This is a genomic window from Asticcacaulis sp. P4_H10 (assembly GCF_056400965.1).
Window position 1 is genome coordinate 270,914 of record NZ_JBFUKH010000004.1, and the last position, 25,884, is coordinate 296,797.

The following is a 25,884-nucleotide window of genomic DNA, read 5'->3' on the forward strand; positions in this document are numbered from 1 at the left end:
CGTCTAGCAATGGTAAACGAAACGTTAAAAGACGCAACATATGGTGTTAGGGGAATTTCATCTGTCCACATAAAATCAATATGTAGTGTCGAAAACATTCACACGTGTGGATAAATTCCGCTATGGTGAGCCCTGCAAAAAAGGGGCGTTTTGCCCTGAATTGCGAATTGCCAAGACGCCTTGCATCTGTACAGTAAGGATGGGGATGCTACCGGTAGCTGGGGAGTTAACGGTTTTTTGCCGTTTTTTGCACATTGCTAGACACTCGTAATTTTTGAGGCCTTGAGTATGCGTGCCAACCCGGACACCACCGTCGCCGCCCGCCCCGAGCGGCTGAAGATGGCTGATATTGCCCGCCTTGCCGAAGTTTCCGTATCCACAGTCTCGCGCGCCCTGGCCGGCAGCCCGCTGATCCCGCAGGCATCGCGCGAGAAAATCGAAGCCATAGCCCGTGAGCATGGCTATGTCGTCAACGCTTCGGCGCGCAATCTGCGCCTGCAGACGACGCGTGCGGTGGGCCTGGTCCTGCCGATGACGCGCGAAGACGGTCGTCACGTCACCGACCCCTTCCTCCTCGAATTCATCGGCCATCTGTCAGATGCGGTGGTGACGCGTGGCTACGACCTGCTGCTGACCCGCCTGACCCAGCCGCGCGAAGGCTGGCTGAATGAGCTGGTCCAGTCGCACCGTTTCGACGGTATGCTGGTTATCGGTCAGTACGAACAGCACGCGGCGCTCAATGATATCGCCCGGCGCTACAGGCCGATGGTGGTGTGGGGTGAGCAGCAGCCCGATCAGAGCTATTGCACGGTCGGCAGCGACAACCTGGCCGGTGGCCGCATGGCGGTCGAGCACCTGCTGGCTTCGGGTCGCAAGCGCATCCGTTTCCTGGGGGATGTCACGGCACCCGAGATGAACAGCCGTTATAACGGTTATCTTGAGGCCATGAAGGCCGCAGGGGCGGATGTTGACGAGGACTTCCTCGAGCCGATTTCCACGCGTCCGACCGAGTCTGCCGCCTACGCCGCCATGCGCAGCGTATTGGCGCGCAAGGGCGATTTTGACGCGATCTTCGCCGGTTCGGACGTTATTGCTCACGGCGCGCGCCGCGCTTTCGCCGACTGGGGCGGGAAGGTGCCGGACGATTGCGCCTTTGTCGGTTTCGATGACGTGTCGCTGGCCAAGTTCCTGACGCCGCCCTTGACGACCGTGCGCCAGGACCTGGCGTCGGCGGCCGGCATGATGGTCGACATGCTGATGCAGCGCCTGTCGGGCAAGGAGACGCCGTCGCATATCATCCCGGTCAATCTGATCGCCCGCGAAAGTTCCGCGCCCCCTCGCGGGTAGCGGCTTTCTAACCGTTGACGCCGTCGCTGCACCTGTGGCACTAGCGGTGGTAATGCGGGTGTAGCTCAATGGTAGAGCAGCAGCTTCCCAAGCTGAATACGAGGGTTCGATTCCCTTCACCCGCTCCAGATTCAAAAACGCCGCCCGTGACAAACGGGCGGCGTTTTGTCTAAGCCGGAAGGCGCTGATCGTATTCGTCGCGCAAGCGCTGCCAGCCTGGCCAGAAGGCGGGGGCCGGCTGGCCATTGGCGCGCGCCGTCAGGATATCCAGGTGCATGTGCCAGCCGGCGCCGACCATCAGCATCGTGCCGCGTTCCGGGATGCGGCTGTGCGTGACGGTGAGCAGGACGTCATCGTCCTTTTGCGCCAGGTCGAATGACACATTGCCCGTCCCTTGCCAGGTGAAGGACAGCTTGCGAGGCGGGTCGCAGACGACGATGCAGCTTGTCATGCGCTGTTCTTCGGCAAAGCCCGGAAGGCGTGCACTCGGTGGATCTGACAGTTCGTCATTGCGCCAGATGAATTCGAACGGCAGGCCGTCCTGCAGGTCCATATCGCCGGCCGCCAGCCATGTTTTGCGTAGGTCGCTGTCGGTGAGGTAGGCCCAGACGCGCTCGATCGGCCCGGGCAGCAGGCGTTCCAGTTTCAACGTTGCGGGTTCGACCAGGACGCCAAAAGCGTCGAGGGTTGCGGTGTCGGTCATGTCTTCTCTCCTTCTGGGGTTTGGGATTGTTTGCGCGCGTCGTCTTCGCGCAGACGCTGTTCGAGCAGGTCGAGGCGGCTGGTCCAGAAGCGCTCGTAAGTGCTGAGCCACTGGTGGGCGTTGGCCATCGGGCCCGGGTCGAGGCGGCACATATGGGTGCGGCCGCGGACCTCGCGCCGGATCAGGCCGGCGGCTTCCAGCGCCTTGATGTGCTTGGAGGCCGCCGCCAGTGAGATGTCGAACGGCTCGGCCAGTTCGCTGACCGTACGTTCGCCGCCCGAGAGCTGGCGGAGCATGTGTCGCCGCGTCACGTCGCCCAGCGCATGAAAGACAGCATTAAGTTGGGGGGATTCTAATTCAACCATGTGGTTGAATATATGCGCGCGCAAAATAATAGTCAACCAGTTGGTTGAATAATTTTATTGGCGGTATGTGAGACCGATGCTGACAGCGCGGCGATTGTCGTAATTGATGATGCCGTCACCAGCGCGCTGGATCATGATGGCGTCATCCAGAGCGTTTTCGACCGACAGGTTCAGCGTCAGGTGATCACTGAGGGGATAGCCGATATCTATGGCCACGCGCGTCGAAGGGGCGAGTTTTAGCGTGTTGAGGTCGTCCTCGAAAATTTCGCCGTCGTGAATTACATCGGCGGTGACTTCAGTCTTGCCGATCTGCGATCTCAAGCCCAGCGACAGGCTGTATTCCGGCGCCTGGGCCGGGCGTTTGCCATCGGCCGGCTGGCCGGGGGCATCAACGCGGGCATGCGTCCAGGTTGCAGAGCTGCTCACCGTCAGCCGGTCGCTGAAGGTATAGAGGCCGCGCATTTCGGCGCCATGGGCATTGATCTGGCCCAGGTTGCGGCGTTGGCGCAAGGTCCCGCCGGCTGGGATAAACCCTGCGGTCGGGAAGGTGCCGGGGCCAGTACCGATGGTGACATTGGTGATCGGGTCCTTGAGTGTATTGACGAACAGGGTCGCATCGACAAAACGTTCGCGGCCTGGTGTGCGCAGTCCGATCTCGAAACCGGTCAGGGTTTCGGGCTTGAGGTCGGCATTGGCTTCGGTGACGTCATTGCCGACCCGGAAAGGGCGATAAAGCTCATTCAGCGACGGCGGCCGGAAGCCGTTATAGGCGGCGGCGCGGGCTATGATCCGATCGAACGTATAGGCGACACCCAGCCGCGCTGACAGGAGGCTTTCGTCCTTGTCTGTCGGGTTCTGTTGCAGAGTCGGCAGGCCTGTCGCTGTGTCGGTTTCGGTTCGGTGCGCGTCCGACGCCTTCCATGTATCAGCGCGTAGGGCGGCGGCCAGGGTCCAGGGCCCTTGGGTGTGTGAACCTTCGGCATACAAGCCAGTCAGCGCCGTCTTGCCGCCGGCGACGCGGTAGCGGGTCGGAGCGCCCGACATGTAGCGATAGAATTCGCGCGACTCGCCTTCGGTGACACGCGCGTCTAGGCCGATCTCCCACTCGGTGCCGCCGCTTTGGCGGCGGAGCGCCGCGTTGATACCGTCGCCGGTGGCGGGCGTCTTGACCTGGTCGGCAGCGATGCTGGTGCCGCTGCGGCCGGCGGCGACGGAAACCGAGCGATTGCTGAGGCCAGAATCGCGGTGCCAGACCTGAAGCCGCCAACCAAGTGCTTCTGGCGTGGGCTGTTTGGTCAGACTGGCGGCCAGTTGCGCGCCGGTCGAGGTGGCGGTGGCGCCGACCAGCCCGGTATCGCGACGGCTTTCGTAGGTGCCGGCGATGACGCTCAAAGTGCCGCAGCCGTCGCAGAGATCAAAGCTGCCGTTTACCAGCCAGGCACTGTCGCGTCCGGTGACCGGGCCGTCAGCAGCGCCGGCTTGTGGGGCGCGCACGGCCGTGTCGCCGTTAAGATTGCGGGCACTGTAGTGGACCGCGACATCGCCGAGGCCCAGGCCGCCGGCGACCAGCCAGTTTTCGTCTTCGCCTGCGCGGACGCGGCCGTATTGCGTGCCGCGCGCAGGCGCCAGCGACATGTCGATAACGCCGGTAAGTGCCCCCGCTCCGTAGGCGCCACCGCCTGCGCCTTTCAGGACGTGGACATTATCGATGGCGTCCTGGGGCAGGGCGGCCCAGATGACCCAGCCGCCGAATGGATCGTTTTGTGGTACGCCATCGAGCGTTACCAAAGCGCGGCCGGCGCCGGACGGACCGATAGCGCGCAAGCTGATCCCCTGGATGGTCGGGTTGGCGGTCAGGCTCGATTGACGGCGGAACAGCGAGGCCTGGGTTTCGCGCTTCAGGGTCTGGTCGAGGCCGGCGCGTTGCAGGGTATCCTGGCTCAGGTCGGTGACGGCAAAGGCCGCGTCGCCGCGATAGGCGCTAAGGCGATTTGCACGGATGATCACTTCGCCGTCGTCCGCTAGGGTAGGCGTGGCTACCGCCGAGATACCGAGCGCAAGAAGGGTCATTCGCACGGTATGCGGTTTCATATGCCAGTCCATGTTTTCAGATATTGCTTTTACGGTTGAGGAGGCTGTAGTCCGTCGCCCTATCAGAAGTCTATACGGAGGCTGACATGACCCACCCTGCGCTGCAATCCGGCAACACTGCACTGATTACCGGCGGTGCCTCGGGCATAGGCCTGGCCGCCGCTCGGCGCTTTGCGGGGCTGGGTTTGAACGTCGTGCTGGTCGATCTGGGGAGCGACCGGCTGGACGCGGCGGTGCGGACGATCATCCATGATGGTGTGGCCGCCAGTCATATTCGCGCCATCGAAGCCGATGTCAGCGATGCCGAGGCGGTGCAGGGCTTGGCCAAGACGGTGCGCGAAGTCGATGTGCTGATGAACAATGCCGCCATCGGGCCAGGCTCAAGTGTGCTCGATCCGGCCAATTGGCATAAGGTCCTGGGCGCCAACCTGTGGGGTGTCGTGCACGGCACCCAGGCTTTCGTTCCGCAGATGGTGATGCGCGGCAAGCCGGGGCTGGTAATCAATACTGGCTCCAAGCAGGGCATCACCACACCGCCAGGCGATCCGGCCTATAATGTCTCAAAGGCCGGCGTGAAGGTATTTACCGAAGCGCTTCAGCACGAGTTGCGCAACGGGGTGAATCCGGCTGTGACGGCGCATCTGCTGATCCCCGGCTTTGTGTGGACGGGGATGACGGCGCGCGGCCAGACGGAAAAGCCCGCCGGCGCGTGGACGGCGGAAGAAACTGTCGATTTCATGATCGAGAGCATCGGGCGCGGGGACTTCTATATCCTGTGTCCCGACAATGATGTGCCGCGCGCGCTCGATGAAAAGCGCATGGCCTGGGCGATTGGAGATATTATCGAGAATCGCCCGCCGTTATCGCGCTGGCATCCGGACTATGCGGAAGCGTTTCGGATGTCCCTCACGAAGGACAACTAATGGGCGTGGGGTCCGTGACCCCACAAACCTTTCTTATTCCAAAAGAAAAGCCCTCGCCCTGTAGGGGCGGGGCTTTCTTTTGGATTAGGAAGACTTGGGGCCGCAGGCCCCAAACCCCATTATTTGCCTTTGGCGAGGTCATCGAACGCTCTCAGCGTTCCGATCAGCGCTTCCATCTGGTCGATATAGATCATGTTCGGGCCATCCGACGGCGCATGATCCGGGTCCTGGTGCGTTTCGATAAACACCGCCGACACCCCGACCGCACAGGCCGCACGCGCCAGAATCGGCGCAAACTCGCGCTGGCCGCCCGAGGTCGTACCCTGGCCGCCTGGCTGCTGCACGCTGTGGGTCGCGTCGAACACGATCGGATAGCCGGTCTGCGCCATGATCGGCAGGCCGCGGAAATCGGTCACCAGCGTGTTGTAGCCGAACGACGTGCCGCGATCGCACAGCAGGATTTTCTCATTGCCGGTCGACGCGATCTTGTTGGCGACGTTCTTCATGTCCCAGGGCGCCAGGAACTGGCCCTTCTTGACATTGATCGCCTTGCCGGTCGCGCCGGCGGCCAGCAAAAGATCGGTCTGGCGGCACAGGAAGGCTGGGATCTGCACGACATCGACGACCTTGCCGACCGGTTCGCACTGGTCAGCCGCATGGACATCGGTGAGGACCGGGCAGCCGAACTTGTCGCGGACGGCCGCCAGGATATCGAGGCCTTCCTCGATGCCGATGCCGCGCGCCGTGCCGATCGAAGACCGGTTGGCCTTGTCATAGCTCGACTTGTAAATGAACTTCGTACCCGTCGGTGCGCAAGCCTCGGCGATCTTCTCGGCCATCATTAAGGCGTGCTCGAGGCTTTCGATCTGGCACGGGCCTGCGATCAGGGCGAACGGCTCGTCGCCACCGACCTTGATATTGCCGACTTCGACGATGCGGGTTTTGACGTGCTGGGGAGCAATGGACATCAGATGACACTTTCAATTCTGGCGACGTCGACAGGGTTGTTCAGTTCCCAGAAGACGCGGCCCTGGCCGTCGACTTCGACGCAGCGGATAGGCATGCCGTTTTCCAGGAAACGCAGTTGCTCAAGGCCTTCCAGCGTCTCCAGCGGCCCGACCGGCCATGAGCCATAGGCCGTGAGCGCCTCGGGGCGATAGGCGTAGACACCGACATGGTGGAAGACGGGGACGACGTCTCCGGGACCGAAGCTGCGGCCCGTATATGGAATGACTTCCTTGGAAAAATAGAGGGCGTTCATGTGGCGATCGAAGACAGCCGTCGTGCCGCCGACACGGCCATTGAGACGGTCTTCGACAAAATTGGCGTGGGTCTGGTAATCGCAGCGCAGGACCGGCGTCGCCATCTGGACTTCGGGATTGGCCTTCATCTCGCGGATCAGGTCTTCGACGAACCAGGCAGGGGTCAGAGGCGCGTCGCCCTGAAGATTGACATAGAGATCCGCGGTCTCGCCAAGATTGGTCAATGCATCGGCCAGGCGTTCGGTGCCGTTGGCGCAGTCTTCCGAGGTCATGACCACCTTGGCGCCAAAGGCTTCGGCGGCTTCGCGGATACGGTCGTCATCGGTGGCGACATAGACTGAAGCCACGTCCTTGACCGCCATGGCGGCTTCCCAGGAGCGCTGGATCAGCGACTTCGGCACGCCATCCTTGCCGGTCAGCACGACCAGAGGCTTACCGGGATAGCGGGTCGACGCATAACGCGCGGGGATGATGATGATGGTCTTCATAAGCATTTTAGGAAAAGTGGATGCCGCTTTTCCGTTAAGAAATGCGACAAGCTAAAACTATAGAGCGTTTCGCAGATGTGCAAACACTCTGGCGAAACGCTTTATTGCACTCCGGCGCGCAGGCAGTCGTGGATATGGATCAGGCCGACGGGCATATTGCCATCGACGACGAACAGACAGGTGATCTTGCGCGCATTCATGATGCCGAGCGCTTCGGCGGCCAAGGCGTCCGGTGCGATAGTCCGCGGTCCTTTGTGCATGACATCGGCGGCCGTCTTTTCCATCAGGCCGGTCATATTACGGCGCAGGTCGCCGTCGGTGATGATGCCCGTCAGTGCGCCCGCTGCATCGGTAATGCCAACGACGCCGAAGCTCTTGGCGGTCATCACTAATAATGTGTCGCTCATCGGTGTTTGTTCGGCCGTCAGCGGCAAACTATCACCGGAGTGCATCAGGGCGCTGACCAGCAACAATTGCGCGCCCAGCTTGCCACCCGGATGGAAGATCTTGAAATCAAGAGGCTGGAAGCCACGCCTTTCCATGACGGCCACGGCCAGGGCATCGCCCAACGCCAGGGTCATGGTGGTTGACGTCGTTGGCGCCATACCGATCGAACAGGCTTCCGGCGCGTTCGGTAGCGTCAGGGCAATGTCGGCGGCCTTGAGCAGGGTCGAGCCCGGGCGTGAGGCGACACCGATCAAAGGGATCTTGAAGCGGCGGGTATGGGCGATGATGTCGCTGAGTTCCGACGTCTCGCCGGAATTGCTGAGCACGATACAGACGTCATCGGGGGTGACCATGCCGAGGTCGCCGTGGCTGGCTTCGGCCGGGTGGACGAAGTAGGCCGGCGTGCCGGTCGACGCCAGTGTCGCGGCGATCTTGCGCGCGATATGGCCGGACTTTCCCATACCGGACAGGATGACGCGGCCCTTCGACGCCAGGATGGTCTCGACCGCATCGGCAAAGCTGTCAGGCAGGCCTTGCGCAAAGGTCAGCAGGGCTTCGCCTTCGGTGCGCAGGACGCGGGCGCCGGTGGCCATGATGTCGGCGTGGGTGTCAGACGAGGTCTTGGGTATGGAACGCATTGTGTACCATATGAAAATGTCTGCCCCCTTTAGCAAGGTCGGCGGCGTTGAACAATGATTTGATCCTGACAGCATGGCTATAGTCTTCGGCGCGGGTGCACTTCACCGTGTCGTTACATTTGCCGCGAGCGTCAAATTTTTTTTCACCGCGAAGAATCGTCGGCCCGGAACGGCCATTTTTTTGAGCGACCCTTGTCATTTTCTCAGGCTTTGATGGCTTCGCTGTGCCTATAAAGATCATCCCGTATCGGTTTTTTACCCACGTAACAGCCCGCCTGGAGGGCTGAAACGCGCCGCTCTTCCACGCGAACAGAATTCACGGGGCAGTGAATACTGTTCATCTCGGCGGCGGCGATGATGGTGCGTGGCTTAGAATGCTGTAAAGAATATTTTCCTTATATTCAATGATATACATAAATTTTAGAGCGAAATGAAAAGCGGGATAAGGGAATTTTTTGCCCCGTACGAATGGCTATAACAGGGGAGGCCACATCATGTTGTGGCCATATTCTGGGATTAAGACCGGATATGGATCGGAATACCGTGAAATAAGGAAATCGACACTTGCGTCGAAAACGATTGCGTTGTAGGCTTTTCAACGAGGAAGCGAATTTCAGTTTTGGTGAGACATATAAAAGGTACGTCTTCACCGTTAGTAAGGGGCGTTGAGTCTAATGCAACCATCATCTGCTGTGTCTGTTCAAGATGTTCAAACCATGACCCTGAGTAACCCCATGGGTTGGGTCTATGCATTTTCGTTCGCTTCGGTTTTCTGGGTGGCCTTCGCGATGCTTGTCTTCGCTGTGACGCACTCGCCGTTTTTCGGCTAAAATCCCCTATACATCGCAACCGTACACGCCACGGCCTGGGATCCTCCGGCTGTGCGTCGTGTTCTGTCAGCGCTTTTCAACCAGTTTCGACAGGGTTTCGAGATATTCGGCAAAGGCCTTGCGGCCGGCCGGCGTGATCTGGGCGCGGGTCAGCGGCTTGCGGCCCTGGAAGCTCTTGACGATCTCGATATAGCCAGCGTCTTCCAGCTTGCGCAGATGGACTGACAGGTTGCCCTGGGTCGCGTCCAGCAGATCCTTCAATTCGTTGAAATCGGCGGCCTCGGCGTCGGCAAGGTACGCCATGATCCCCAGCCGCATGCGGCCGTGAATGGCGTCGTCCAGGCGATTGACATCGAAGGCGCTCATGACTCAGTCGGCCTTGCTCTGTTGCATCATGGCGTAACCGGGTGCGGCCATCAGGACGAACATGGCTGCGGCAAACACCAGCAGATAGCTGCCGGTATCGCGGATGAGGAAGCCCAGCGCGACCGATGTCGCGAACCAGCCGGCGGACACGCCCGCCAGCCACAGCTTCTTGCGGATCATGTAGGCGACGTACCAGCACGCGCCCTGCAAGGCGGCGACGACGGCAGGGTACAAGAGCCAGATCAGGAAGTTTTTCTCGGTGATTGATACCCAGCCGATGGCGACGCACATGCTGAGATTGGCGAGGCCGGCGCTGGTGAAGGCGGCATTCATGGCGCGCGTCGCGACGCCCTGCATCTTGTCATGGCGATTGCGCCACGCCAGCCAGATAATCCAGCCGACGAATACGACGGTCGGCAGGATACCGTTGATGAGATAGAATGGTGCCGGCAATTCAAGTTTCAAAAGGATCGGCACGGCGTTCAGCAGGCATTGCAGCCCGTAGGCGACGCCGCCGACCAGGAACAGTTCACCGGCCGATCTCTGCGTTTTTGGGCCTTCGTTGACAAGGCTCTTTAGAAACGCCAGGTCCTTTTGGGCTTCATTGACGTCCATGACGGTCTCCTTCCTGGCGCGACATCGCGTAGCCCGGCGCCACCATCAGGACAAACAGCGCGATACCCAGCAGCAACAGGTAGTTGGCGATGTCGCGAATGAGAAAGCCCAGCGCCATCGCCGTGACGAACCAGCCGGCGGACACGGCGCCCAGCCACAGCTTCTTGCGGATCATGAAGGCGACGTACCAGCACGCGCCCTGCAGGGCTGCGGTCACCGGGGGATAAAGCAGCCAGATCAGGAAATTCTTTTCGCTTGAAGACACATAACCGAAGACCAGGCACATGGCGAGATTGGCCAGGCCCGCGCCGCCGAAGGCGGCGTTCATCGCCCGCGTTGCCACGCCGTGCTGGCTGTCCTTGCGGCCGTGCCACAGCATCCAGATTATGTAGGCGGTGAAGATGACCACGGGCCCAAAGCCGACCAGTAGATAGGCCAGCGGCGGCCAGGCCAGGTTAAACGTGATCTGTAGCCAGTAAAGTACGCATTGCAGGCCATAGCAGATGCCCGCGACCATGAAGATGTGCCCGGCGGTCGCCTGGGCCTTCGGTCCTTCATTGACCAGCGCCTTGAGGAAGGCGAGGTCCTTGTGGGCATTATCGGCTTCGGCGTTCATGCGCGTCGTCTTCCTCTGGGAAGCGCCCGCGTCGAAATCGGCGCAGGCGCTTAGGCGATAGTGAGCCGGACTGGCCATCAGGCTTCCTGAGGCATGCCGGACAGTTTCTTTTGCCGGCGACGGCGTCCGTTGAGAATCGTACCAATGAAAGTGTAGCGCACGATCAGGCTATAGCTCAACAGAGCGGTAAATAGCGTACCGAAGAGGACGATGCAGACCTTGTAAGCGATGTGCCACTCGTAGTCCTTCACCAGGAGCTGGAGCAGCATGACCAGCGGGATGTGGACGATATAGACCCAGTAGGAGGCGTCGGACAGGTAGCGGATCAGGGCATTCTCCTTTTTCAGCACGATGCGCGCGCCGCCGATCAGGAAGAAGGCATAGGCCCAGGCGGTCATGGGATAGACGATGCAGTAGAGCGCGTGATCCGAACCCTTGACCAGTTCGCCGGTCGGGGCCGAGCCGCCGTTGAGGGAGAGGCAGGCCCAGGTGCCGGCAACGGCGGCGATACCGTAGAGCCAGGTGCGGCTGGCCAGGTGGTCGAGCAGATCGGCGCGACGATGCAGCCACCAGCCGAAAGCGAAAGCGGTGGTGTAACCGGCGATCGCCATGGTGTTGGGAACTATGCCCGTGTCAGGCGTCTTGATGCCAAGCCACATATTCCACTCGCTGTTCAGATAGAAGGTGGCGGCAAGCGGCAGAGCCAGGAAGGGAATGATCATGTCGGCCTTGGTCAGCAGCCCCGTCAGCTTATCGAACAGACGGCCGAGTGGCGCGCCGAGACGGGTGACGTCGGTGACGACCTTGATGACCGCCATGCCGGCGTAGAGCAGCAGCAGCGCATAGAGGAACCACAGATGGGTCAGTGGAAACGTATCCGCGGTTATGGCCGGCGGCGGAGGAGGCGGTGCGGCCGCGGCGGCAGAGCCCGGCGCCGGCATGTTGGCGAAGATGACGACGGCGATGATGGCCGCCAGGACCAGTGGCCAGAAGACAACCAGCGGAATACCGACGCGCTTCAGGCGATTGCCGAGGAAGGCACCGACATTTCCATCGCGCTTTTGCAGCAGCATGCGGGCGAAGAAGCCAGCCAGGACGAAGAAGGTCGTCATGCGGAAGATGTGGATGACGTAGAAGGCGAGATTGGCGCCCGGATCGGTTGCGACATCGCCGACGACCCAGAACCGCGGCTCCATGAACGACATGACGCCGTGAAGGACGATGCCCAGCAGCAGGGCAAATGCGCGGACTGCGTCAAGGTCGTGCCAGCGCGCTCCGTTACTCTCAACTGTGGTCATGGCGGTCTCTCCAGTTTCCATGATGAAGGGGCGTCCGACAAGGGGGACGTCCGATAACGACGATATACGCCAACTAGTTTGTTTTGTAAACTGGTTTAATAACGGTGAGATTTCCGTTGTCGCAAACCTCTGCTACAGAAAGGAAATCGCGATGCGGGGAGGGTGATAATGACTGCCAAGGGCAATATTTTCGTGCGCCGTCTGATGATGGCGCTGGGTGTTCTGGCCGCGGTTTTCGCGGTCGCCTATCTTGGGGCGGTCGGATATCTCTACGTCAACCAGCGCAATATCCTCTATACCATCAAGCCGGTGCCGGCGGTCCGCGACACCGGCGGACTGCCCATCCAGCAGGTCGTGCTGCATACGCCAGACTTTGAAACACTGAATGCCTGGTACGAGCCGCCGCAGCCGGGACAGCCGGTCTTTTTGTTCTTCCATGGCCAGGGCGGGACGCTTGACATGGGCAAGTGGCGCTATATCCGCATGCACAATCAGGGCGCCGGCTATCTCGCCGTCTCCTACCGTGGCTATTCCAATTCGACCGGCAAACCTTCCGAACAAGGCCTGTTTACCGATGGATTGACCGGCTATGACTGGCTGAAGGCGCAGGGCTATAAGCCGCAAGACATCGTCATCCATGGTCATTCGCTGGGCACTGGCGTAGCGACCTATGTGGCGACGCAGCGCCCGGCGCGCGCCCTTATCCTGGAAGCGCCGTTTACCGCCACGGTCGACGTGGCATCCGAGCGCTATCCGTTTGTGCCGGTATCATGGCTGATGCGGGACCAGTTCCGCAGCCGTGACCGCATCAAGGACGTCCATATGCCGCTGCTGATCATCCATGGCGACCGCGACAGCGTCGTGCCTTTCCACCATGGCCAGCGTCTGTTCGCTATGGCCAATGAGCCGAAGACCTTCATCCGCATGCCGGGATCGGAGCACAATACGCTGACGCGCGACGGCGCCTACGTGCACTACTGGAAGTTCCTTGGCCTCAAGCCGGTTCCATACCCGCCCGGCTCAGAAGACTGACGGCTGAGGGGCATTGTGGTGACAGCCGCATCCCGGAGCGGAAAAGTCACTTTTGATCATTCGGGGGCCTCCAGGGACGGGTGGACTCCGTCACCACTTCATTTCGCCTGTCGCGACCTTGGCGCCGATATCGAGGGCGACGCCCATGCCGAGATTGGGGAAGCGCGCTTCCATGGCGGTTTTCAGCGCCGAGGAGTCCTTCGCCTTGGCGAGCTCCTCTTCGAACGCGGTCAGATAGACCCTGGTGTGCATGATGCCGGACAGGTCCGTCTTCGCATCCGATGTCATGTGCCCGGGGACGACGATGGCGAGCTTTCGCTCTGCGATCCTGTCGAGTTCCGCGATCCAGGCGGCGCGGGCTTCCTTGGTTGGCGTATCGGCGGTCCAGACGTGAACGCCCGAAAAGACCAGGACGCCACCGAACACCGCCTGAAGGGATGGTGCCCACAGGTAATAGCGGTTGCCCAGGCCCTGGGCCTCGACGACCTCGATGGCCTGGCCATCGACTGTCAGACTGGTGCCATTGAAGACCTCGGGCATCACAATGTCCGCCAGGCTCTGTGGGCCGTTTTCCTTGAGCTGCGGTCCCCAGACAGCCAGCTTCTTCTCGACATTGCCCTTTATGGCGTCGATCGTCGCCGCCGCCGCCAGGACCTTTGCGTCGGGGAAGGCCTGCTTTATCGGCTTGAGGCTGAAATAATAGTCGGGATCGGATTGGGTGACGTAGATGGCAGTCAGCTTTTTGCCGCGGGCCCGGATAGCTTCCGCGACGGCGTGGCCGTCGGGATAGGAGAAGCCGCCGTCAATCAGCAGGGCTTCCGTCGCGCCGCTTACCAGTACGGGAGCGCGGAAGAAGCCGGTTTCGCCGGCGGGAAAATGCTGCCAGTGCAGGGGGTGGCTTGCGGCGTGGCCGGCTTCGGCGCCGGTCATGAACACTAGGGCGCCGGATGCGAGGCTCGATTTCATGATGTGTCTCCTTGTAAACATTCGACTTTCCTACGGATGCATGTCAGGCGGTGGCCAGGGCCGAAAAGACGGCTTCCGGGCTCGTGAACAGGGTTTGGCCCTTAAGGGGGCGACGCTGCTGTCCCTGGCCGGCGATAAGGGCGGGAACCCCTTCGAGACCGAAATGGCGCATGTCGGCTTTTGCCGCGGCCGTCCGCTCGCGGTAAGCCTTCAGGAGTTCCGCATCCGGCACGGCAAGCCGGCCTGCCGCGTCTTCAAAGCCCATGTCGCGCAAAACGCCAATGAGTATGGAGGTGTCTGTATTGTCGCGCCCATCGACATAACGCAGGCGCTGAATGGCTTTCAGGGCAGCGAATTCCTTGTCCGGGGCCGTTACGGACACAGCCATCAGCGCCAGTGTCGCCGGTGCGGAATCGAACAGCCCGTCGGAGTGGGCCAGCACATTGCGGCGGTAGTCGTCGCTGAAGACCTGGCCGGTCAGGCGTTCGATACGCTGGTCGTTGGACCAGGCATAGGCGGCGAAGTTCGCGTCCATCGGCCGCGCGCCTTCGCCCGCGAAAAGGCCGGTGGGCGCCAGGGTCAGCGACACGTTCGGGGTAGCGATCAGCTTTTCCAGTACCGGGGAGGCGCCGTAGCACCATCCACACAGAGGGTCGAAAAGATAGGTGAGGTGTATTGCGGTGATCATCTCTGCCTCCAGACGACAGAGATTACGTGAATTCTATTTTTCGAAAAATACTGCCTAATTAAACAGAATGTGTATTATTAACTTACAATGGAGCTGCTGTGACCGAAGCCATCAATCTTAACCGGCTGGCCTATTTCGCGGCTGTGGTGGACGCAGGGTCCTTCACCCGAGCGGCAGAACGGCTGGGCGTCACCAAGACTGTTGTCAGCCAGCAGGTCGCGCGGCTGGAATCCGAAGCGGGAACCAGCTTGCTGGTTCGCACCACGCGACGGGTTGAGCCGACGGAGGCAGGACGGATGCTGCACGCCCGCTGCGTGATGATTTTCCGCGAGGCGGACGACGCATTCAGCGAGATGGCGCAGGCCAATGCCGAACCGCGCGGACTTGTGCGCATCACGGCGCCGATCGACTTTGGTGCGTACGTTGTGTCACCGGTTGCGGCGCGGTTTACCCGACGCTATCCCGCATGCCGGGTCGAGCTCGTGCTGTCCGACGCCAAGCTCGACCTGATCCAGAACCAGATCGACCTGTCGATCCGCGTTGGCTGGCTCGACGATTCCAGCCTTCAGGCCCGGCGCATCGGGACCTTCCGGCAAATCCTTGTGGCGGAACCGGAGTTGGCCCGGCAACATGCCGGCGTTGAACCGGAAGCGCTTGCGGCGCTGCCATTCATCGCCAATGCGGCGTTGCGTGAACCGCTGAAGTGGCACTTTTCGCGCGGTGACCTGGAACGGAAAACCGTACGCATGCAGGCGGCGCTCAGCATGAACTCGTCGCCGGCCATTCGGGCAGCAACGCTTGCTGGCGGCGGTATTTCCGTCCTGCCGGACTACCATCTGGCGGACGATCTGCGAACCGGACGCCTGGTGCATCTCGTGCCGGACTGGGACCTGCCATCCGGAGGCATTCACGTCGTCTATCCGGCCGCGCGGTTTCGCCAGCCCAAGGTTACGGCATTCGTCGCCATGCTGTCCGACACTGTAAAAACGCTGTGAAGCTTCACCATCCAGCAGGCAGCCCTCGCACGGCGTGTTGCCGCGGCCCAATATGTACGTCGAAGATTATGTAATATATATTGGTGTCGCTGCGACTATTCTGCTTTTTTGCGTTTTTCGTCGCCTTGGACGCGCAGCATCAGGTCTAGGGCGCCGCCAATCAGCTCGCGCATCCGGGTTTCCGCGTCCTGTACCTTACCAGCCAGGATGGCATCGGCGACGCGCTTGTGGTCCTTCGCGCTGGCAAAGCGTCCTTTGAGTTCGTTCGTCTTGCGGATGCTGAAACGAAGGGCCGTTTCGATCATGTCGCGGTGCTGCCGGTAGAAGCGGTTGCCGCTGGCCTGGAGCACGGCCAGGTGGAAGGCGATATCCGAGGCCAGGGCGTCGTCCTCGCCCTTGTCAGCGGCAAACATGCGCTTGATTGCGTCGTCGATGGCTGCGCGCTCCGTCCCCGTCCCCCGTCTGGCCGCAAGCGCTGCGGCGCCGGGCTCGATACTCAGGCGAATCTCCGTGAATTCGATCAGGAGCGCCCACGAGAACTTGCGCTCGAGAAGCCAGCGCATGACGTCCGGATCCAGCAGGTTCCACTGTTCTTCGTCATTGACCACAATGCCCCGGCGGCGGCGCGACGTCAGAAGACCTTTCGAGGTCAGCATTTTCACGGCTTCGCGCGTCACGGTCCGGGCCGCCCCGAATTGTTCACAAAGCTCTATTTCCTTTGGAAAGGGTTTGTCGTCAAACTGGCCGGTAACAATGGCCACACCCAGTTCGCGAACGATTGAACCCGTAACGTTTGACGAAGAGCTGGGGAGCATGCATTTCCTCGGATGGCCGGTCTCTATAGCGCAGAACAGGCAATGCCACGCAAGATTTTCATATCCGCGCAAGCTCTCGTTGTCAGTGCGCCGACGGCTCGGGCGATGCCCTTTCTGTCAAATCGTCAAGGCGCGCAACGCGGTGGCATCGATCGCTGTCCGCGGGGCGCAGGCGCTCGACTGAGCATATTGGACAAGGCTAGACCGCATTTGCTTTGAAACCAGGTCGCTCTCGTCGATCTGCGTCAGATCGAAACCGCAAATGATGAGCTTGCCGGCGCCGCACCTCATCTCCGTAATAAGGGCCAGGCTCCGGGCGGTGAACCAATCGTCGATGACGCGCACGAGGGGTTCGGTACCGGCCGGCATGAGGTCCATGCGCAGCGGCGTGGCCTTATGCACGATATACCACCACTGCCAGTTCGTGTGCGATTCCGTCGGGAAGGCCGTCAGAGCAGGATGCTTGGGATCGCAAAAAATGCCAAGCGTTGTCGGCGCCTGGCGGTTTGTCCAACCGGTGTTCCAGAAAATGGTTGAAAAGCCGAATTTGACAGGCTTGTCGTCGTAATTCCGAACAGCGGAACTTGGCAGCGACAGAATGACCGTCTTGCCGTCTCCGGTCAGTTTCAGCGCCTCGTCAATCGTATTGACGACTGAAACCTCAGCGGCCGGCGTTTGCATCTCACGCGGATAGACCCAAATGTCCCAGTCATTTTCGCAGTCGCTGGAGAGGCCGTCCGCCTTGATGCTGACGGAAAGCTTGCCGGCCGAAGCCTTGGCAATCCCGTCCAGCTTCACCTCGATGCGGCCAATGGACTGCCCGCCGGCAACCGCGATACTCATGGGTGCCAACTGCCCTTTGGCAAAGGGAGCCCCATCGATCTCCAGCTGCCAGGAGACGCGCGCACCGTCGAGCTGACGCGCTCCGAAGTGGGAAACATCGATGTTTGCTGTCAGAGGTTCCGACGTAGTGAAGACGCGTTTCTCAAAGCGGACCAGCGGAACCGTCGCGTTGCAAAAACGGCTGTATTCCGCAGCCGTTACATAGCCCTTTTCCCGCCAGAACGGATTTAACACCCCGACCAGAGCTGTGCCCTGACCCGGGAAATCGTGGATGTCCAGAAGCTGGAAACCGGCCATATTGGGGGTTCTGAGCGACGATTCTATCTCCTCCTTGTAGAGAAGGGTCTGCAACCTGCCTGAGGCTAACAAAAAGGCGGGCGCGAGATCGGCAATACCGTTCTGTTGAAGGCGGTCGTGAAAAATCTCGAAATTCCTGGGCTTCAGGTAGCCCGTATATTGATCGACCTCTTTGAAGTCGGGGTAGACGCACCATTCTCCGATCTCGTGGCTCATGACGGGAACAGTTCGCTTGGCCATAAAGGCGGAATAGTCGGTAACCGTCTCGGGCGGCCGCCCGTTGACGCGCGAATTAAGACCCGCGCCCCAGTGTTGAATACGGGGCTCCGGCACCAGGTGGAATTCGTTCTCGGGCAGTTCCGGCCATCCGGCTCCACCGCTCCATAAACGCCGGGAATCTACGGCCTTGTAGTGAGCGACATAGGCGCTGAGATAGGGGTTGCGGTCTTTCGGGCCGCTGGGCTCGTTGCCATACAGCATGAAAACAAAGGAGGGATGATTGCCATAGGCCTTCAGGATGCGGTCGGTCTCATCCTTGACCCATTGGTCCACCGGCTTGCCGTCACCGAGTGTGACGGATTGGTTCGCCCAGCAGGTTTCAACCTGGCAATAAAAGCCGGCCTCGTCTGCGGCCTCGAAAGCGGCCTTCGGGGGGCAATACGAGTGAAACCGCATCATGTTCAGCCCAAACGACCGCGCGATCTTGAATATGCGCCCCCACGCGGCTTTTTCGGTCGGCGGGTGGCCGGTGTCCGGAAACACGCAGCACTCAAGCGTTCCACGCATGAAGGCCGGTCGTCCGTTTATGATAATGTGGGTTTGCGTGGTGCCCAGATCCCGGAAACCAAATTTCACGACGACCGGTTCGGATGTGCCAAGATGCGCCGTGACAGTGTGGAGGGACGGGGAAAACTCATCCCAGAGTTCCGCGTTCTTGGGGAATTGCACGACGGTTTCGAAATGGCCACCTTGTGACGACCCACCTTCTGATGACCACGTCACCGGAACGGCGATTGCGTGTGATGCAAAGCCTATGGTCGCCTGTTTGACTTCTGCGCCGTCACCCAGGCGTTTGACAACGCCCTTGACCTGGACGGACCTGGTGCTGGCATTGGGGTAAAGCTGCAGATCGTCGATCCATGTCGATGGGGTTGCCTTCAGCAGGATGTCGCCGGCAAGACCGTTCCAGTTGCCCTGCGTATGGTCGGTAATGGCATGAGAGTTGACGCCGATATCGTGGATCAGGCTGTTGTCGACGCGGATGGAGAGGCGGTGCTTTCCCGCCGCCAGTTGTCCCAGGTCGTAGTCGTGCGGTGTTGACAGGCTTTCGCAACGGCCGATGGCCTTGCCGTCCAGCCAGACTTGCGTTTCCCAGTGCGCGCGTTCAAGCGACAGGACGATACGGCGGCCAGCCCAGGTCTTGGGAATAGTGATGTCACGCTGATACCAGGCAGCGCCTGTATAATACCCCTCTGGCTGGAGGAAGAACGGGACCTTGACGTTACCGGCTTCCCGGTAAGGCGCATAGTCGGCGGAATTGAAATAGTCCCGGCTTTCAAGCGTGCCGGTCCAGGGGGTATCGACGGTGATGGCGTTGCCGAGACCAAGGGCCGGCAGGCTGTTTCCCCGGCGCGTCGCGGATGCCAGGGGCGCCAAATACCAAGCCTGACGGATACCGGCATTTTCAGGATCGAGCCGAACCGACCAGTCATTGCCGATGGCTACCCCGCCACTGATCGCCCTGGCGAGTACCGACGGTCCCAGGCCTGCGGTTGTAAGCGCCACGCCGGCGCCGATGGATTTCAAGAATGCCCGGCGCTTCAAGGAGGTGTGAGTCGACATAACATTTTCCCTGCATTATGTATTACATATTGGGCACAATGCGAGAGGTGGAGCAACTGGTTTTTTTAAGGGGCCCGCGCCGTTCCGCCACGGTGCTGCCTGTGGGCGCGACTGGAACTGTCCTTGCCTCTTTTGCCCGGTTCAGAAGAGTGACATCTGCCGGTCGCCGCCGCGAAACAGGCTGAAATCCTTCTCGTGGCGCCATTGGTCCAGCCCGTATTTGCGCACGGCGAGTTCGAACCGCTTGGCGATCAGGGCGGCATAAACGCCGGTGCCGTTCATGCGTTGACCGAAGCTTGAGTCGTTAAGCTTGCCACCACGGATTTCACGGATGTGGTTCAGTACCTTTTGCGCCCGGTCGGGAAAGTGTTCGCGCAGCCACTCTTCGAACAGGATCTTGATCTCGTAGGGCAGGCGAACCAACGTATAGCCGGCGCGGTCGGCACCAGCCTCGGCGGCCGCCTTCAATATCCCTTCCAGTTCGTGGCAGGTCAGGCCGGGTATAAGCGGCGCCGCCAGCACGCCCACAGGGATGCCCGCGGCTTTCAGCGACCGGATGACATCGATGCGCCGTAGGGGCGTAGCAGCGCGCGGCTCCATGACACGGGCGATATCGCGATCGAGCGTGGTGACCGACAGGGTGACGGTCACCAGCCGCATCTGCGCCATCGGCACCAGAAGGTCGAGATCGCGCAGGATCAGGGCGGACTTGGTAATCAGGCTGATCGGGTGGCGCAGGTCGAGCAGGACTTCGAGGCAGGACCGGGTGATCTTTTCCGTGCGCTCGACCGGTTGATAGGCGTCGGTATTGATGCCCAGCACCATGGGCGCGGCCTTGTACGTCGGCGCTGTCAGCTCTGCGCGCAGCAATTTCGCGGCATCGGGCTTGCGGAAGATGCGCGTCTCGAAATCGAGCCCGGGTGACAGGTCGAGGAAGGCATGGCTCGGCCGCGCGAAACAGTAGATGCAGCCGTGTTCGCAACCCCTGTAGGGATTGATCGACTGGCTGAAGCCGATATCGGGCGAGGTGTTGCGGCTGATAATGCTGCGCGCCGTGTCAATGCCGAGAATGGTCTTGCGGCGTTCGAGTTGCCGGCGGTCCTCGTGCGTCCAGCCGTCATCCCAACCATCGTGGATTTCGTACCGGTCGGCGGCGTTGAAGCGCTGGCTCGGCCGATTGGATACCGAGCCGCGTCCCTTGTGTGTGCGCTGCAGGAGGGCATTGTCGTCGTTGACGTCGGGATGATGGGTGACGGCCTTGGGCATGGTGCAAGGCTAAAGTCTCAATAAGAACAAATCAAGAACAAAATGGACTTGCGATCCTCCGCCGAACGTCGGATAGTGCCCGCAAGAGGAGATGCTTATGAGACGGAATTTTCTGGCAGGCAGCCTGTCACTGATGGGCCTGGCCATGCTGAGCGGCAAGGCGTCGGCGCAAGATGTGCCGGCTGAAAAGCCTGTCGAAAAACTGGTGCGCGTCCGCATGACAACCGGTCTGGGCGACATCGTTCTTGATCTCGATGCCGGCCGGGCGCCTCTGACGACGGCCAACTTCCTCCGCTATGTCGACCAGAAGCGGCTCGACACCAGCGTCTTTTACCGCGCCATGAAAAGCCCGAACGATCGCGGCCTGGTCCAGGGTGGCGACAGCCGCCGGGCTTTGGCACCCGTGGCCCACGAACCGACCAGCCAGACTGGATTATCTCACACCGACGGCACGATTTCGCTGGTGCGCGGGGCGGCAGCCGGGTCTGGAAAGGGCGATTTTTTTATCTGCGTCGGTGACATGACCTTCCTCGATGCCGGTCCGGACGGCACCGACGACAAGCTGGGATTTGCGGCTTTCGGCAAGGTGGTCGAGGGCATGGATGTCGTCCGCGCCATTCTCGGCGCGCCGGTGTCCGCGACCGAAGGCGTCGGCGCCATGCAGGGCCAGATGCTGGCGCCAAAGGTGCCGATTATCAAGACGAAAAGAGTCTGACTATTCCGCTGCGATCGGCGCGGCGGGAGGTTCCGGCGGGGTGACGCCGTCGTCGAACAGGATGGTGCCTGGGTGGCTGGCATCGAGGTAGAAGCTCGGCTTCAACGGGCTCTTGTTGCCCTTGTAGCCGCCGCGCAGCTTGACGAAGCGGGCATAGGCGATCTTGAACGGTTCCAGCCAGGTGTTGCGGTTCGCCAGGCTGGGTTTAAGCCCTAAGACGCGGCGGAGCAGGCCGTTGGCGTAAATCAGGTTGGCTCGCCAGATCGCCTTGGGTGTCATGAACTCGATCGACAGCGAGACATTGACCATGTCGCGGTTGACGATGCGGTGCGGGGCGTTCTGGACCCAGGTCAGCATTTCGCCAGGCTTGAGGTCATGGACATAGGCCAGACGGTCAAAAGTCGGATCGAAGGGCATCTGTTCGTCGGATTCACGCAGCGCGATGCCTTCCAGGGCAGTGTCGCCGACGCACGGCGCCTGGGGCGGATAGAGATAGACTGTCTTCACGCCGCGGATCTGCCACAGCATGACCAGCGGAATATCGAGGTGATAGAAGACGTGGCCATTGGGCGACGAGATCAGCAGGCCGAGGTCGGGTTTAAGCGTCGACACACCGGTCCGGGCGGTGATTTCCTCGAACATGCGGTCACACAGGGCGCCGACCGACGGATCGTAATGATTGACCTTGCGCAGGTTCAGCCACAGCCGGCCGGCGCGCACGCCTTCCATCAGCTGGCGCCCATCGAGATCGCTGCCGTCTTTATTGCTGCGGCGACCGAAGAACCACTGTTTCCAGTTGGTCGGGTCGTAGCCCATGGTGAAAACTTCGACGCCTTCGCGCGGAAAGCGGTCGATCAGTGAGATCAGGGCCTCGTCGGAGAACAGTTCCGAGGTGTGCAGGTCGTGATTGAACAAAAGATTGTCGCGCGTGAAGCGCTTCTGATGTTCGGGCGTCCAGTGAAGCAGGTCGTTTTGCATGTCTATCTCCCCGGCGCATTGGCGCGTAGCAGGGCCTGGCCGTAGAAGCCGATCTTGAACGGCGGGAACCACATCAGCTTGCCGAAGCCGCGCGCCGCCTTGTCGAGGCGCGGGGCGCTGTCGCGGCTGCCCATCAGGTACAAGACGCCGCCGATGACGGAGAAGAGCACGCCTTGCACCACGCCTTGCAGCATCCAGCCTATACAGGTCAGCGGCTTGTGGCCCAGGGCTGCCGAAAAGCTCGGGCCCTGGCCATAGGCGAAGGCGCGGCGGAGCGTATAGTGAAGCGTCGAGCGCGATGGCGGCACGTCCTCGAAGACGGTGGCTTCGGCCGACCAGGCCATGCGTGCGCCCTTGGCCTGCAGGCCGTAGAACAGCTTGTCGTCCTCGCCGCCCATATCGTTGTGCTCGGTGCAGAACGGCTTGTTGGCCGGCATGACGGCGCGGCGGATCAGGCTGTTGCCACAGCCATAATAGACGTCGATGGTCTGCGACGCATTCGGACCGCGGCGCGAAAAGAAGGCTTCGAAATAGGTTGGAAAGCGCACGTCGCTGGCCATCAGGCGCGCCGAGACCGGGCCGAAGACAACATCGGCGTCAAACTGCGTCTGGGTGCTGAGCAGCGCGGCTAGCCAGCTGGCCGGGGCTTCCTCATCGTCATCGAGAAAGGCGATAAAGTCGCTATGCGCGGCAGCTACGGCCGAATTGCGGGCATTGGCGACGCCGGTCTTCGGCTCATGGACATAGGTGACGGCGATCGGCGCCGCGGCTGCGAACGCAGCGACCTGGGCGCGGGCCGAGGCTTCGGGGCTGTTATCGCAGATAATCAGGCTGAGGCCGATATCGTCCAGCCCCGTTTGAGCGACGGCTGAATTCATGGCCAGGGCCAGGCCCTGCGGGCGGCGGAAGGTCGGGATGATGACGCTGACGCTGCGCACCGGCGTGCGGCCGGAGACGGAGCTGGCGGGAAACGGGAGGGTGTCCATCGTCACAGTATGCACGAACTCCGTTTAGCCTTGGTGAACCCGCTGACGTTTTGCGGCGCTGGAAAAGGCGAAGGCGACGCCGCGCATCCGGCTGAGCGTATCCAGCTCCAGCGTAGCGATATGGTCGAAGCGACGGTTGAGGCGGGCGACAGCATCATCGATGCGCGTGCCCAGCGCCTTGCGGGTATCGAGGGTGATGCGCTCGATGCGGGCCTGGAGGCGAGCCGGCGGCGCGTCGGAATAGACGCGGGCATGGCGGACCGGAAAGGTCGTATTGGAAAAGATCGCCTTGTACTTCTGGTCGCCGGTCGACAGGTCGTAATAGTTGACACCGGCTTCGCGCAAGGGCTCGGGACACAGGTTCAGGAACAGCTGGCCGGGTGAGAAGGTGGAAAAGGCAGGATCGTAGCTCGACACCCACGGATGGGCGCGGTCGCCGAGGCGGACGCCGAAATGGTAAAGTATAGGCGTGTCGCCCGTCATCAGGGTCAGCATGAAACCGTGCAGACCGCTTTCCGGCGCGGCCTGGAGGTTTTTGAACAGATGCTGGACCCAGTCGGCGGCCAGAAAGTCGTGCAGGCCGGTGTCGCGGGTCTGCTGGCGTTTCAGCCTGATCATGGTCTCGAAACGTGCCGGGTCACGATCGCCGACGACGAAGCTTAAAGGTCCGTGTGCCTCCTCGATGTGACGCGTCAGCCGGCGGATATTCTTCAGAAGCTTCTTGAAGGCGTTGTTGGACGCCTCGCCCTGCGACATGTCGATGGCAAAGGCTTCGTCATTTTCGGCGCCAGGCATCTCGCCAAAGACGTTGTACGGGTCGACCAGTCCGATGGCCTGGTACGAGTTGATGCCGGCGGCTTTCAGCACCTCGCCGATGCGTAAGCCTGGCAGTGGGTGGGTGATCAGGGCGCTGTAGTCGGAAAACGGCGCACCGGCCGGGCGGGCAAAGGCGCCGGGGCGAATATGGACGGGCAGGAAGCCGACGGTCTTGCCGCTACGGCGCACGACCAGCACACGGACGTCGTCACGCACGCTGGCAACCGCGCGAGCAAACTCCGGCGAAAGAAGCGGTGAGCGGAAGGCCGGGGTCTCGGCCTGCATGGTGTGCCAAAGGGCTACGTCGTGATCCGTGAGATCACTTGCCCGAACGCGTTCACAGGTAAGCATGCCAGCCTTTTGGTACAGTCATTGTCGTCAGTCCGTAAACTGCAAGACCCGGGCCATTGTGTGCACCATAACACGTGCATTTCGATATAAAATGCTGCGCCGCATAAAAAGCAGGCAACATGTCAATGTCACGCGACTTTTTGACAAGTGACCTTGACACGTGTAGCGATCGGGATGTAAAGGATGCTTGTCAAACGGGGAGGCAAGCATGAAGCAATCTGTATCGGGCGGCGGCAGCCATATTCTAAAGACAGGGCTGGCCATTGCGTACACAGCCATCTGCGCGGTTATCGAACGCTCGACCTTCATCGGCTTCGGACCCGCGACGGCTCCCATGATTGCGGTCGTCGTGCTGTTGCCGCTCATACTGGCCGGCATCAGCTACGCCATCTGGTGGAAGACGGCGGACGAGTTTCAGAAGTCCAATGAGTACAAGGCCATGGCTCGCGCTGCCATCGGCGGAATCTTTTTCCTGCTGGCGGCGAAACTCGTGACCTATTTCTACCCCGCCGCCGATCATATCCCGTCCTTCGCTGTCGCCGGCATGGCGCTGGTGTACTGGATCAACAACAGCCGCCGGCTTTACGTCGATGCGATGAAAGCCTGAGACTCGAAGGACCGTTATGAGCCAAAATATTGAAATGAAGCTGTGGCGGCAGTCGATGAAGAAATGGCTGCTCCTGGCAGGCTGTGCCGGTGCGTCAGTCCTCTTTGCCATTCTCTCTGTCAATTTGGTCGGTGTCGGCGGCCTGATGAAGCCGGAGGTGCCGATTTGGGCCAAGGCGCTCGTGCTTGGCGGGGCAGCCCTGTTTATCGTAGGCGTTCTCGTCCTTATGCGCTGGCATTGGCAATTGAACGACGAAGCCGTTCGCGAGGCTCATAAATCGGCGTGGTTCTGGGGAGGAAGCTGCGGTCTCTTATTCATCCTGCCCCTGGCGGCTGCCTTTGTCCTGACGAAATGGACCTTTTATGGAGCCTACCTTTCCTTTCTTCGTCTTGGCAGCGGCTTCGGCGAATTCACAGCAGGCTTCATCACCGCAATGCTATGCATGATGATCGGGTATGCAATTGCCTGGACGTGGTGGTGGTGGAAGCGCCGGTAATATGAATAACCGTCTCAAGATCCTGCGCGCTGAACGGAACTGGTCTCAGGCCGAGCTGGCCGACCAGCTCAAGGTCTCGCGCCAGACCGTCAACGCCATCGAAACAGGCAAGTACGATCCGTCGCTGCCGCTGGCCTTTGCCATCGCCGGCCTGTTCGGGCTCAGGATCGAAGACATCTTTTCGCCGGAATGAACCGGCACC

General features: G+C 60.9%; 26 protein-coding genes and 1 tRNA gene. 9 read left to right on the forward strand and 18 right to left on the reverse strand.

The features are described 5' to 3' along the window. The first annotated feature begins 288 nt into the window (after positions 1–288). Positions 289–1,347, forward strand: coding sequence for a LacI family DNA-binding transcriptional regulator (locus AC1DON_RS09375; RefSeq protein ID WP_476934524.1), 1,059 nt, complete (start codon positions 289–291; stop codon positions 1,345–1,347). A gap of 54 nt (positions 1,348–1,401) precedes the next feature. Continuing rightward, positions 1,402–1,475, forward strand: a tRNA-Gly gene (locus AC1DON_RS09380). 41 nt (positions 1,476–1,516) lie between these two features. Here AC1DON_RS09380 and AC1DON_RS09385 read toward each other — a convergent pair. The 3 genes from AC1DON_RS09385 to AC1DON_RS09395 form a co-directional block, all read right to left on the reverse strand. Next, entirely contained in the window at positions 1,517–2,050 is a 534-nt protein-coding gene (locus tag AC1DON_RS09385; RefSeq protein WP_476934525.1) for an SRPBCC family protein, read from the reverse strand. Continuing rightward, on the reverse strand, positions 2,047–2,346 hold the full coding sequence (locus AC1DON_RS09390; RefSeq protein WP_476934526.1) for an ArsR/SmtB family transcription factor: 300 nt from the start codon (positions 2,344–2,346) through the stop codon (positions 2,047–2,049). The genes AC1DON_RS09385 and AC1DON_RS09390 overlap by 4 nt, the downstream gene beginning before the upstream one ends. A 123-nt stretch (positions 2,347–2,469) precedes the next feature. Next, entirely contained in the window at positions 2,470–4,506 is a 2,037-nt protein-coding gene (locus tag AC1DON_RS09395) for a TonB-dependent receptor (protein ID WP_476934527.1), read from the reverse strand. A gap of 86 nt (positions 4,507–4,592) precedes the next feature. Between AC1DON_RS09395 and AC1DON_RS09400 the strand changes: the two genes are divergently transcribed. Further along, the gene (locus AC1DON_RS09400) at positions 4,593–5,429 is read left to right on the forward strand and encodes an SDR family NAD(P)-dependent oxidoreductase (protein WP_476934528.1); all 837 of its coding nucleotides are present in this window, start codon (positions 4,593–4,595) and stop codon (positions 5,427–5,429) included. A 119-nt stretch (positions 5,430–5,548) separates the two neighbouring features. Here the strand turns inward: AC1DON_RS09400 and kdsA are convergent, their stop codons facing one another. The 7 genes from kdsA to AC1DON_RS09435 form a co-directional block, all read right to left on the reverse strand. Next, positions 5,549–6,397, reverse strand: coding sequence for a 3-deoxy-8-phosphooctulonate synthase (gene kdsA / locus AC1DON_RS09405; protein ID WP_476934529.1), 849 nt, complete (start codon positions 6,395–6,397; stop codon positions 5,549–5,551). Then, positions 6,397–7,179: a 3-deoxy-manno-octulosonate cytidylyltransferase gene (locus AC1DON_RS09410; RefSeq protein WP_476934530.1), complete on the reverse strand. Its 783-nt coding sequence runs from the start codon at positions 7,177–7,179 to the stop codon at positions 6,397–6,399. The genes kdsA and AC1DON_RS09410 overlap by 1 nt, the downstream gene beginning before the upstream one ends. Positions 7,180–7,280: 101 nt before the next feature. Then, on the reverse strand, positions 7,281–8,264 hold the full coding sequence (locus tag AC1DON_RS09415; RefSeq protein WP_476934531.1) for a KpsF/GutQ family sugar-phosphate isomerase: 984 nt from the start codon (positions 8,262–8,264) through the stop codon (positions 7,281–7,283). A gap of 896 nt (positions 8,265–9,160) precedes the next feature. Continuing rightward, positions 9,161–9,460 carry a winged helix-turn-helix domain-containing protein gene (locus tag AC1DON_RS09420; protein ID WP_476934532.1) on the reverse strand — a complete coding sequence of 100 codons (300 nt, stop codon included), beginning with the start codon at positions 9,458–9,460 and terminating at the stop codon, positions 9,161–9,163. 3 nt (positions 9,461–9,463) lie between these two features. Beyond that, a complete protein-coding gene (locus AC1DON_RS09425) occupies positions 9,464–10,075 on the reverse strand; it encodes a hypothetical protein (RefSeq protein ID WP_476934533.1) in 612 nt (203 codons plus the stop codon). Beyond that, positions 10,062–10,769, reverse strand: a complete 708-nt coding sequence (locus AC1DON_RS09430) for a hypothetical protein (protein ID WP_476934534.1) — start codon at positions 10,767–10,769, stop codon at positions 10,062–10,064. The genes AC1DON_RS09425 and AC1DON_RS09430 overlap by 14 nt, the downstream gene beginning before the upstream one ends. Next, positions 10,769–11,989: an acyltransferase family protein gene (locus AC1DON_RS09435; protein WP_476934535.1), complete on the reverse strand. Its 1,221-nt coding sequence runs from the start codon at positions 11,987–11,989 to the stop codon at positions 10,769–10,771. The genes AC1DON_RS09430 and AC1DON_RS09435 overlap by 1 nt, the downstream gene beginning before the upstream one ends. Before the next feature lie 168 nt (positions 11,990–12,157). Here AC1DON_RS09435 and AC1DON_RS09440 point away from each other — a divergent pair, with 168 nt between their 5' ends. Further along, positions 12,158–13,021, forward strand: coding sequence for an alpha/beta hydrolase (locus AC1DON_RS09440; RefSeq protein WP_476934536.1), 864 nt, complete (start codon positions 12,158–12,160; stop codon positions 13,019–13,021). A 90-nt stretch (positions 13,022–13,111) separates the two neighbouring features. On the opposite strand, the gene AC1DON_RS09445 is transcribed toward AC1DON_RS09440, so the two are convergent. Beyond that, positions 13,112–13,987: an MBL fold metallo-hydrolase gene (locus tag AC1DON_RS09445; protein ID WP_476934537.1), complete on the reverse strand. Its 876-nt coding sequence runs from the start codon at positions 13,985–13,987 to the stop codon at positions 13,112–13,114. A gap of 43 nt (positions 13,988–14,030) precedes the next feature. Further along, positions 14,031–14,675, reverse strand: coding sequence for a DsbA family protein (locus tag AC1DON_RS09450; RefSeq protein ID WP_476934538.1), 645 nt, complete (start codon positions 14,673–14,675; stop codon positions 14,031–14,033). Positions 14,676–14,773: 98 nt separating this feature from the next. Between AC1DON_RS09450 and AC1DON_RS09455 the strand changes: the two genes are divergently transcribed. Then, entirely contained in the window at positions 14,774–15,670 is an 897-nt protein-coding gene (locus tag AC1DON_RS09455; protein ID WP_476934539.1) for a LysR substrate-binding domain-containing protein, read from the forward strand. A 95-nt stretch (positions 15,671–15,765) separates the two neighbouring features. Here AC1DON_RS09455 and AC1DON_RS09460 read toward each other — a convergent pair whose 3' ends face one another. The 3 genes from AC1DON_RS09460 to AC1DON_RS09470 form a co-directional block, all read right to left on the reverse strand. Further along, positions 15,766–16,485, reverse strand: coding sequence for a FadR/GntR family transcriptional regulator (locus tag AC1DON_RS09460; protein ID WP_476934540.1), 720 nt, complete (start codon positions 16,483–16,485; stop codon positions 15,766–15,768). Between the two features lie 117 nt (positions 16,486–16,602). Next, the gene (locus AC1DON_RS09465) at positions 16,603–19,467 is read right to left on the reverse strand and encodes a sugar-binding domain-containing protein (RefSeq protein ID WP_476934541.1); all 2,865 of its coding nucleotides are present in this window, start codon (positions 19,465–19,467) and stop codon (positions 16,603–16,605) included. A 141-nt stretch (positions 19,468–19,608) separates the two neighbouring features. Then, on the reverse strand, positions 19,609–20,733 hold the full coding sequence (locus AC1DON_RS09470) for a PA0069 family radical SAM protein (protein ID WP_476934542.1): 1,125 nt from the start codon (positions 20,731–20,733) through the stop codon (positions 19,609–19,611). Between the two features lie 97 nt (positions 20,734–20,830). On the opposite strand from AC1DON_RS09470, the gene AC1DON_RS09475 reads away from it, so the two are divergent. After that, on the forward strand, positions 20,831–21,448 hold the full coding sequence (locus tag AC1DON_RS09475; RefSeq protein ID WP_476934543.1) for a peptidylprolyl isomerase: 618 nt from the start codon (positions 20,831–20,833) through the stop codon (positions 21,446–21,448). Here the strand turns inward: AC1DON_RS09475 and AC1DON_RS09480 are convergent, their stop codons facing one another. From AC1DON_RS09480 to AC1DON_RS09490, 3 genes are read right to left on the reverse strand one after another with little or no spacing between them, the layout of a single operon-like run. Then, a complete protein-coding gene (locus AC1DON_RS09480) occupies positions 21,449–22,426 on the reverse strand; it encodes a hypothetical protein (protein WP_476934544.1) in 978 nt (325 codons plus the stop codon). 2 nt (positions 22,427–22,428) lie between these two features. Continuing rightward, positions 22,429–23,427: a glycosyltransferase gene (locus AC1DON_RS09485; protein ID WP_476934545.1), complete on the reverse strand. Its 999-nt coding sequence runs from the start codon at positions 23,425–23,427 to the stop codon at positions 22,429–22,431. Between the two features lie 9 nt (positions 23,428–23,436). Then, the gene (locus tag AC1DON_RS09490; protein WP_476934546.1) at positions 23,437–24,579 is read right to left on the reverse strand and encodes a GNAT family N-acetyltransferase; all 1,143 of its coding nucleotides are present in this window, start codon (positions 24,577–24,579) and stop codon (positions 23,437–23,439) included. A gap of 208 nt (positions 24,580–24,787) precedes the next feature. Between AC1DON_RS09490 and AC1DON_RS09495 the strand changes: the two genes are divergently transcribed. From AC1DON_RS09495 to AC1DON_RS09505, 3 genes are read left to right on the forward strand one after another with little or no spacing between them, the layout of a single operon-like run. Continuing rightward, positions 24,788–25,186, forward strand: coding sequence for a hypothetical protein (locus AC1DON_RS09495; RefSeq protein ID WP_476934547.1), 399 nt, complete (start codon positions 24,788–24,790; stop codon positions 25,184–25,186). A gap of 16 nt (positions 25,187–25,202) precedes the next feature. Then, on the forward strand, positions 25,203–25,682 hold the full coding sequence (locus AC1DON_RS09500) for a hypothetical protein (RefSeq protein WP_476934548.1): 480 nt from the start codon (positions 25,203–25,205) through the stop codon (positions 25,680–25,682). A gap of 1 nt (position 25,683) precedes the next feature. Continuing rightward, positions 25,684–25,875, forward strand: a complete 192-nt coding sequence (locus AC1DON_RS09505; protein WP_476934549.1) for a helix-turn-helix transcriptional regulator — start codon at positions 25,684–25,686, stop codon at positions 25,873–25,875. Positions 25,876–25,884 lie beyond the last annotated feature (9 nt).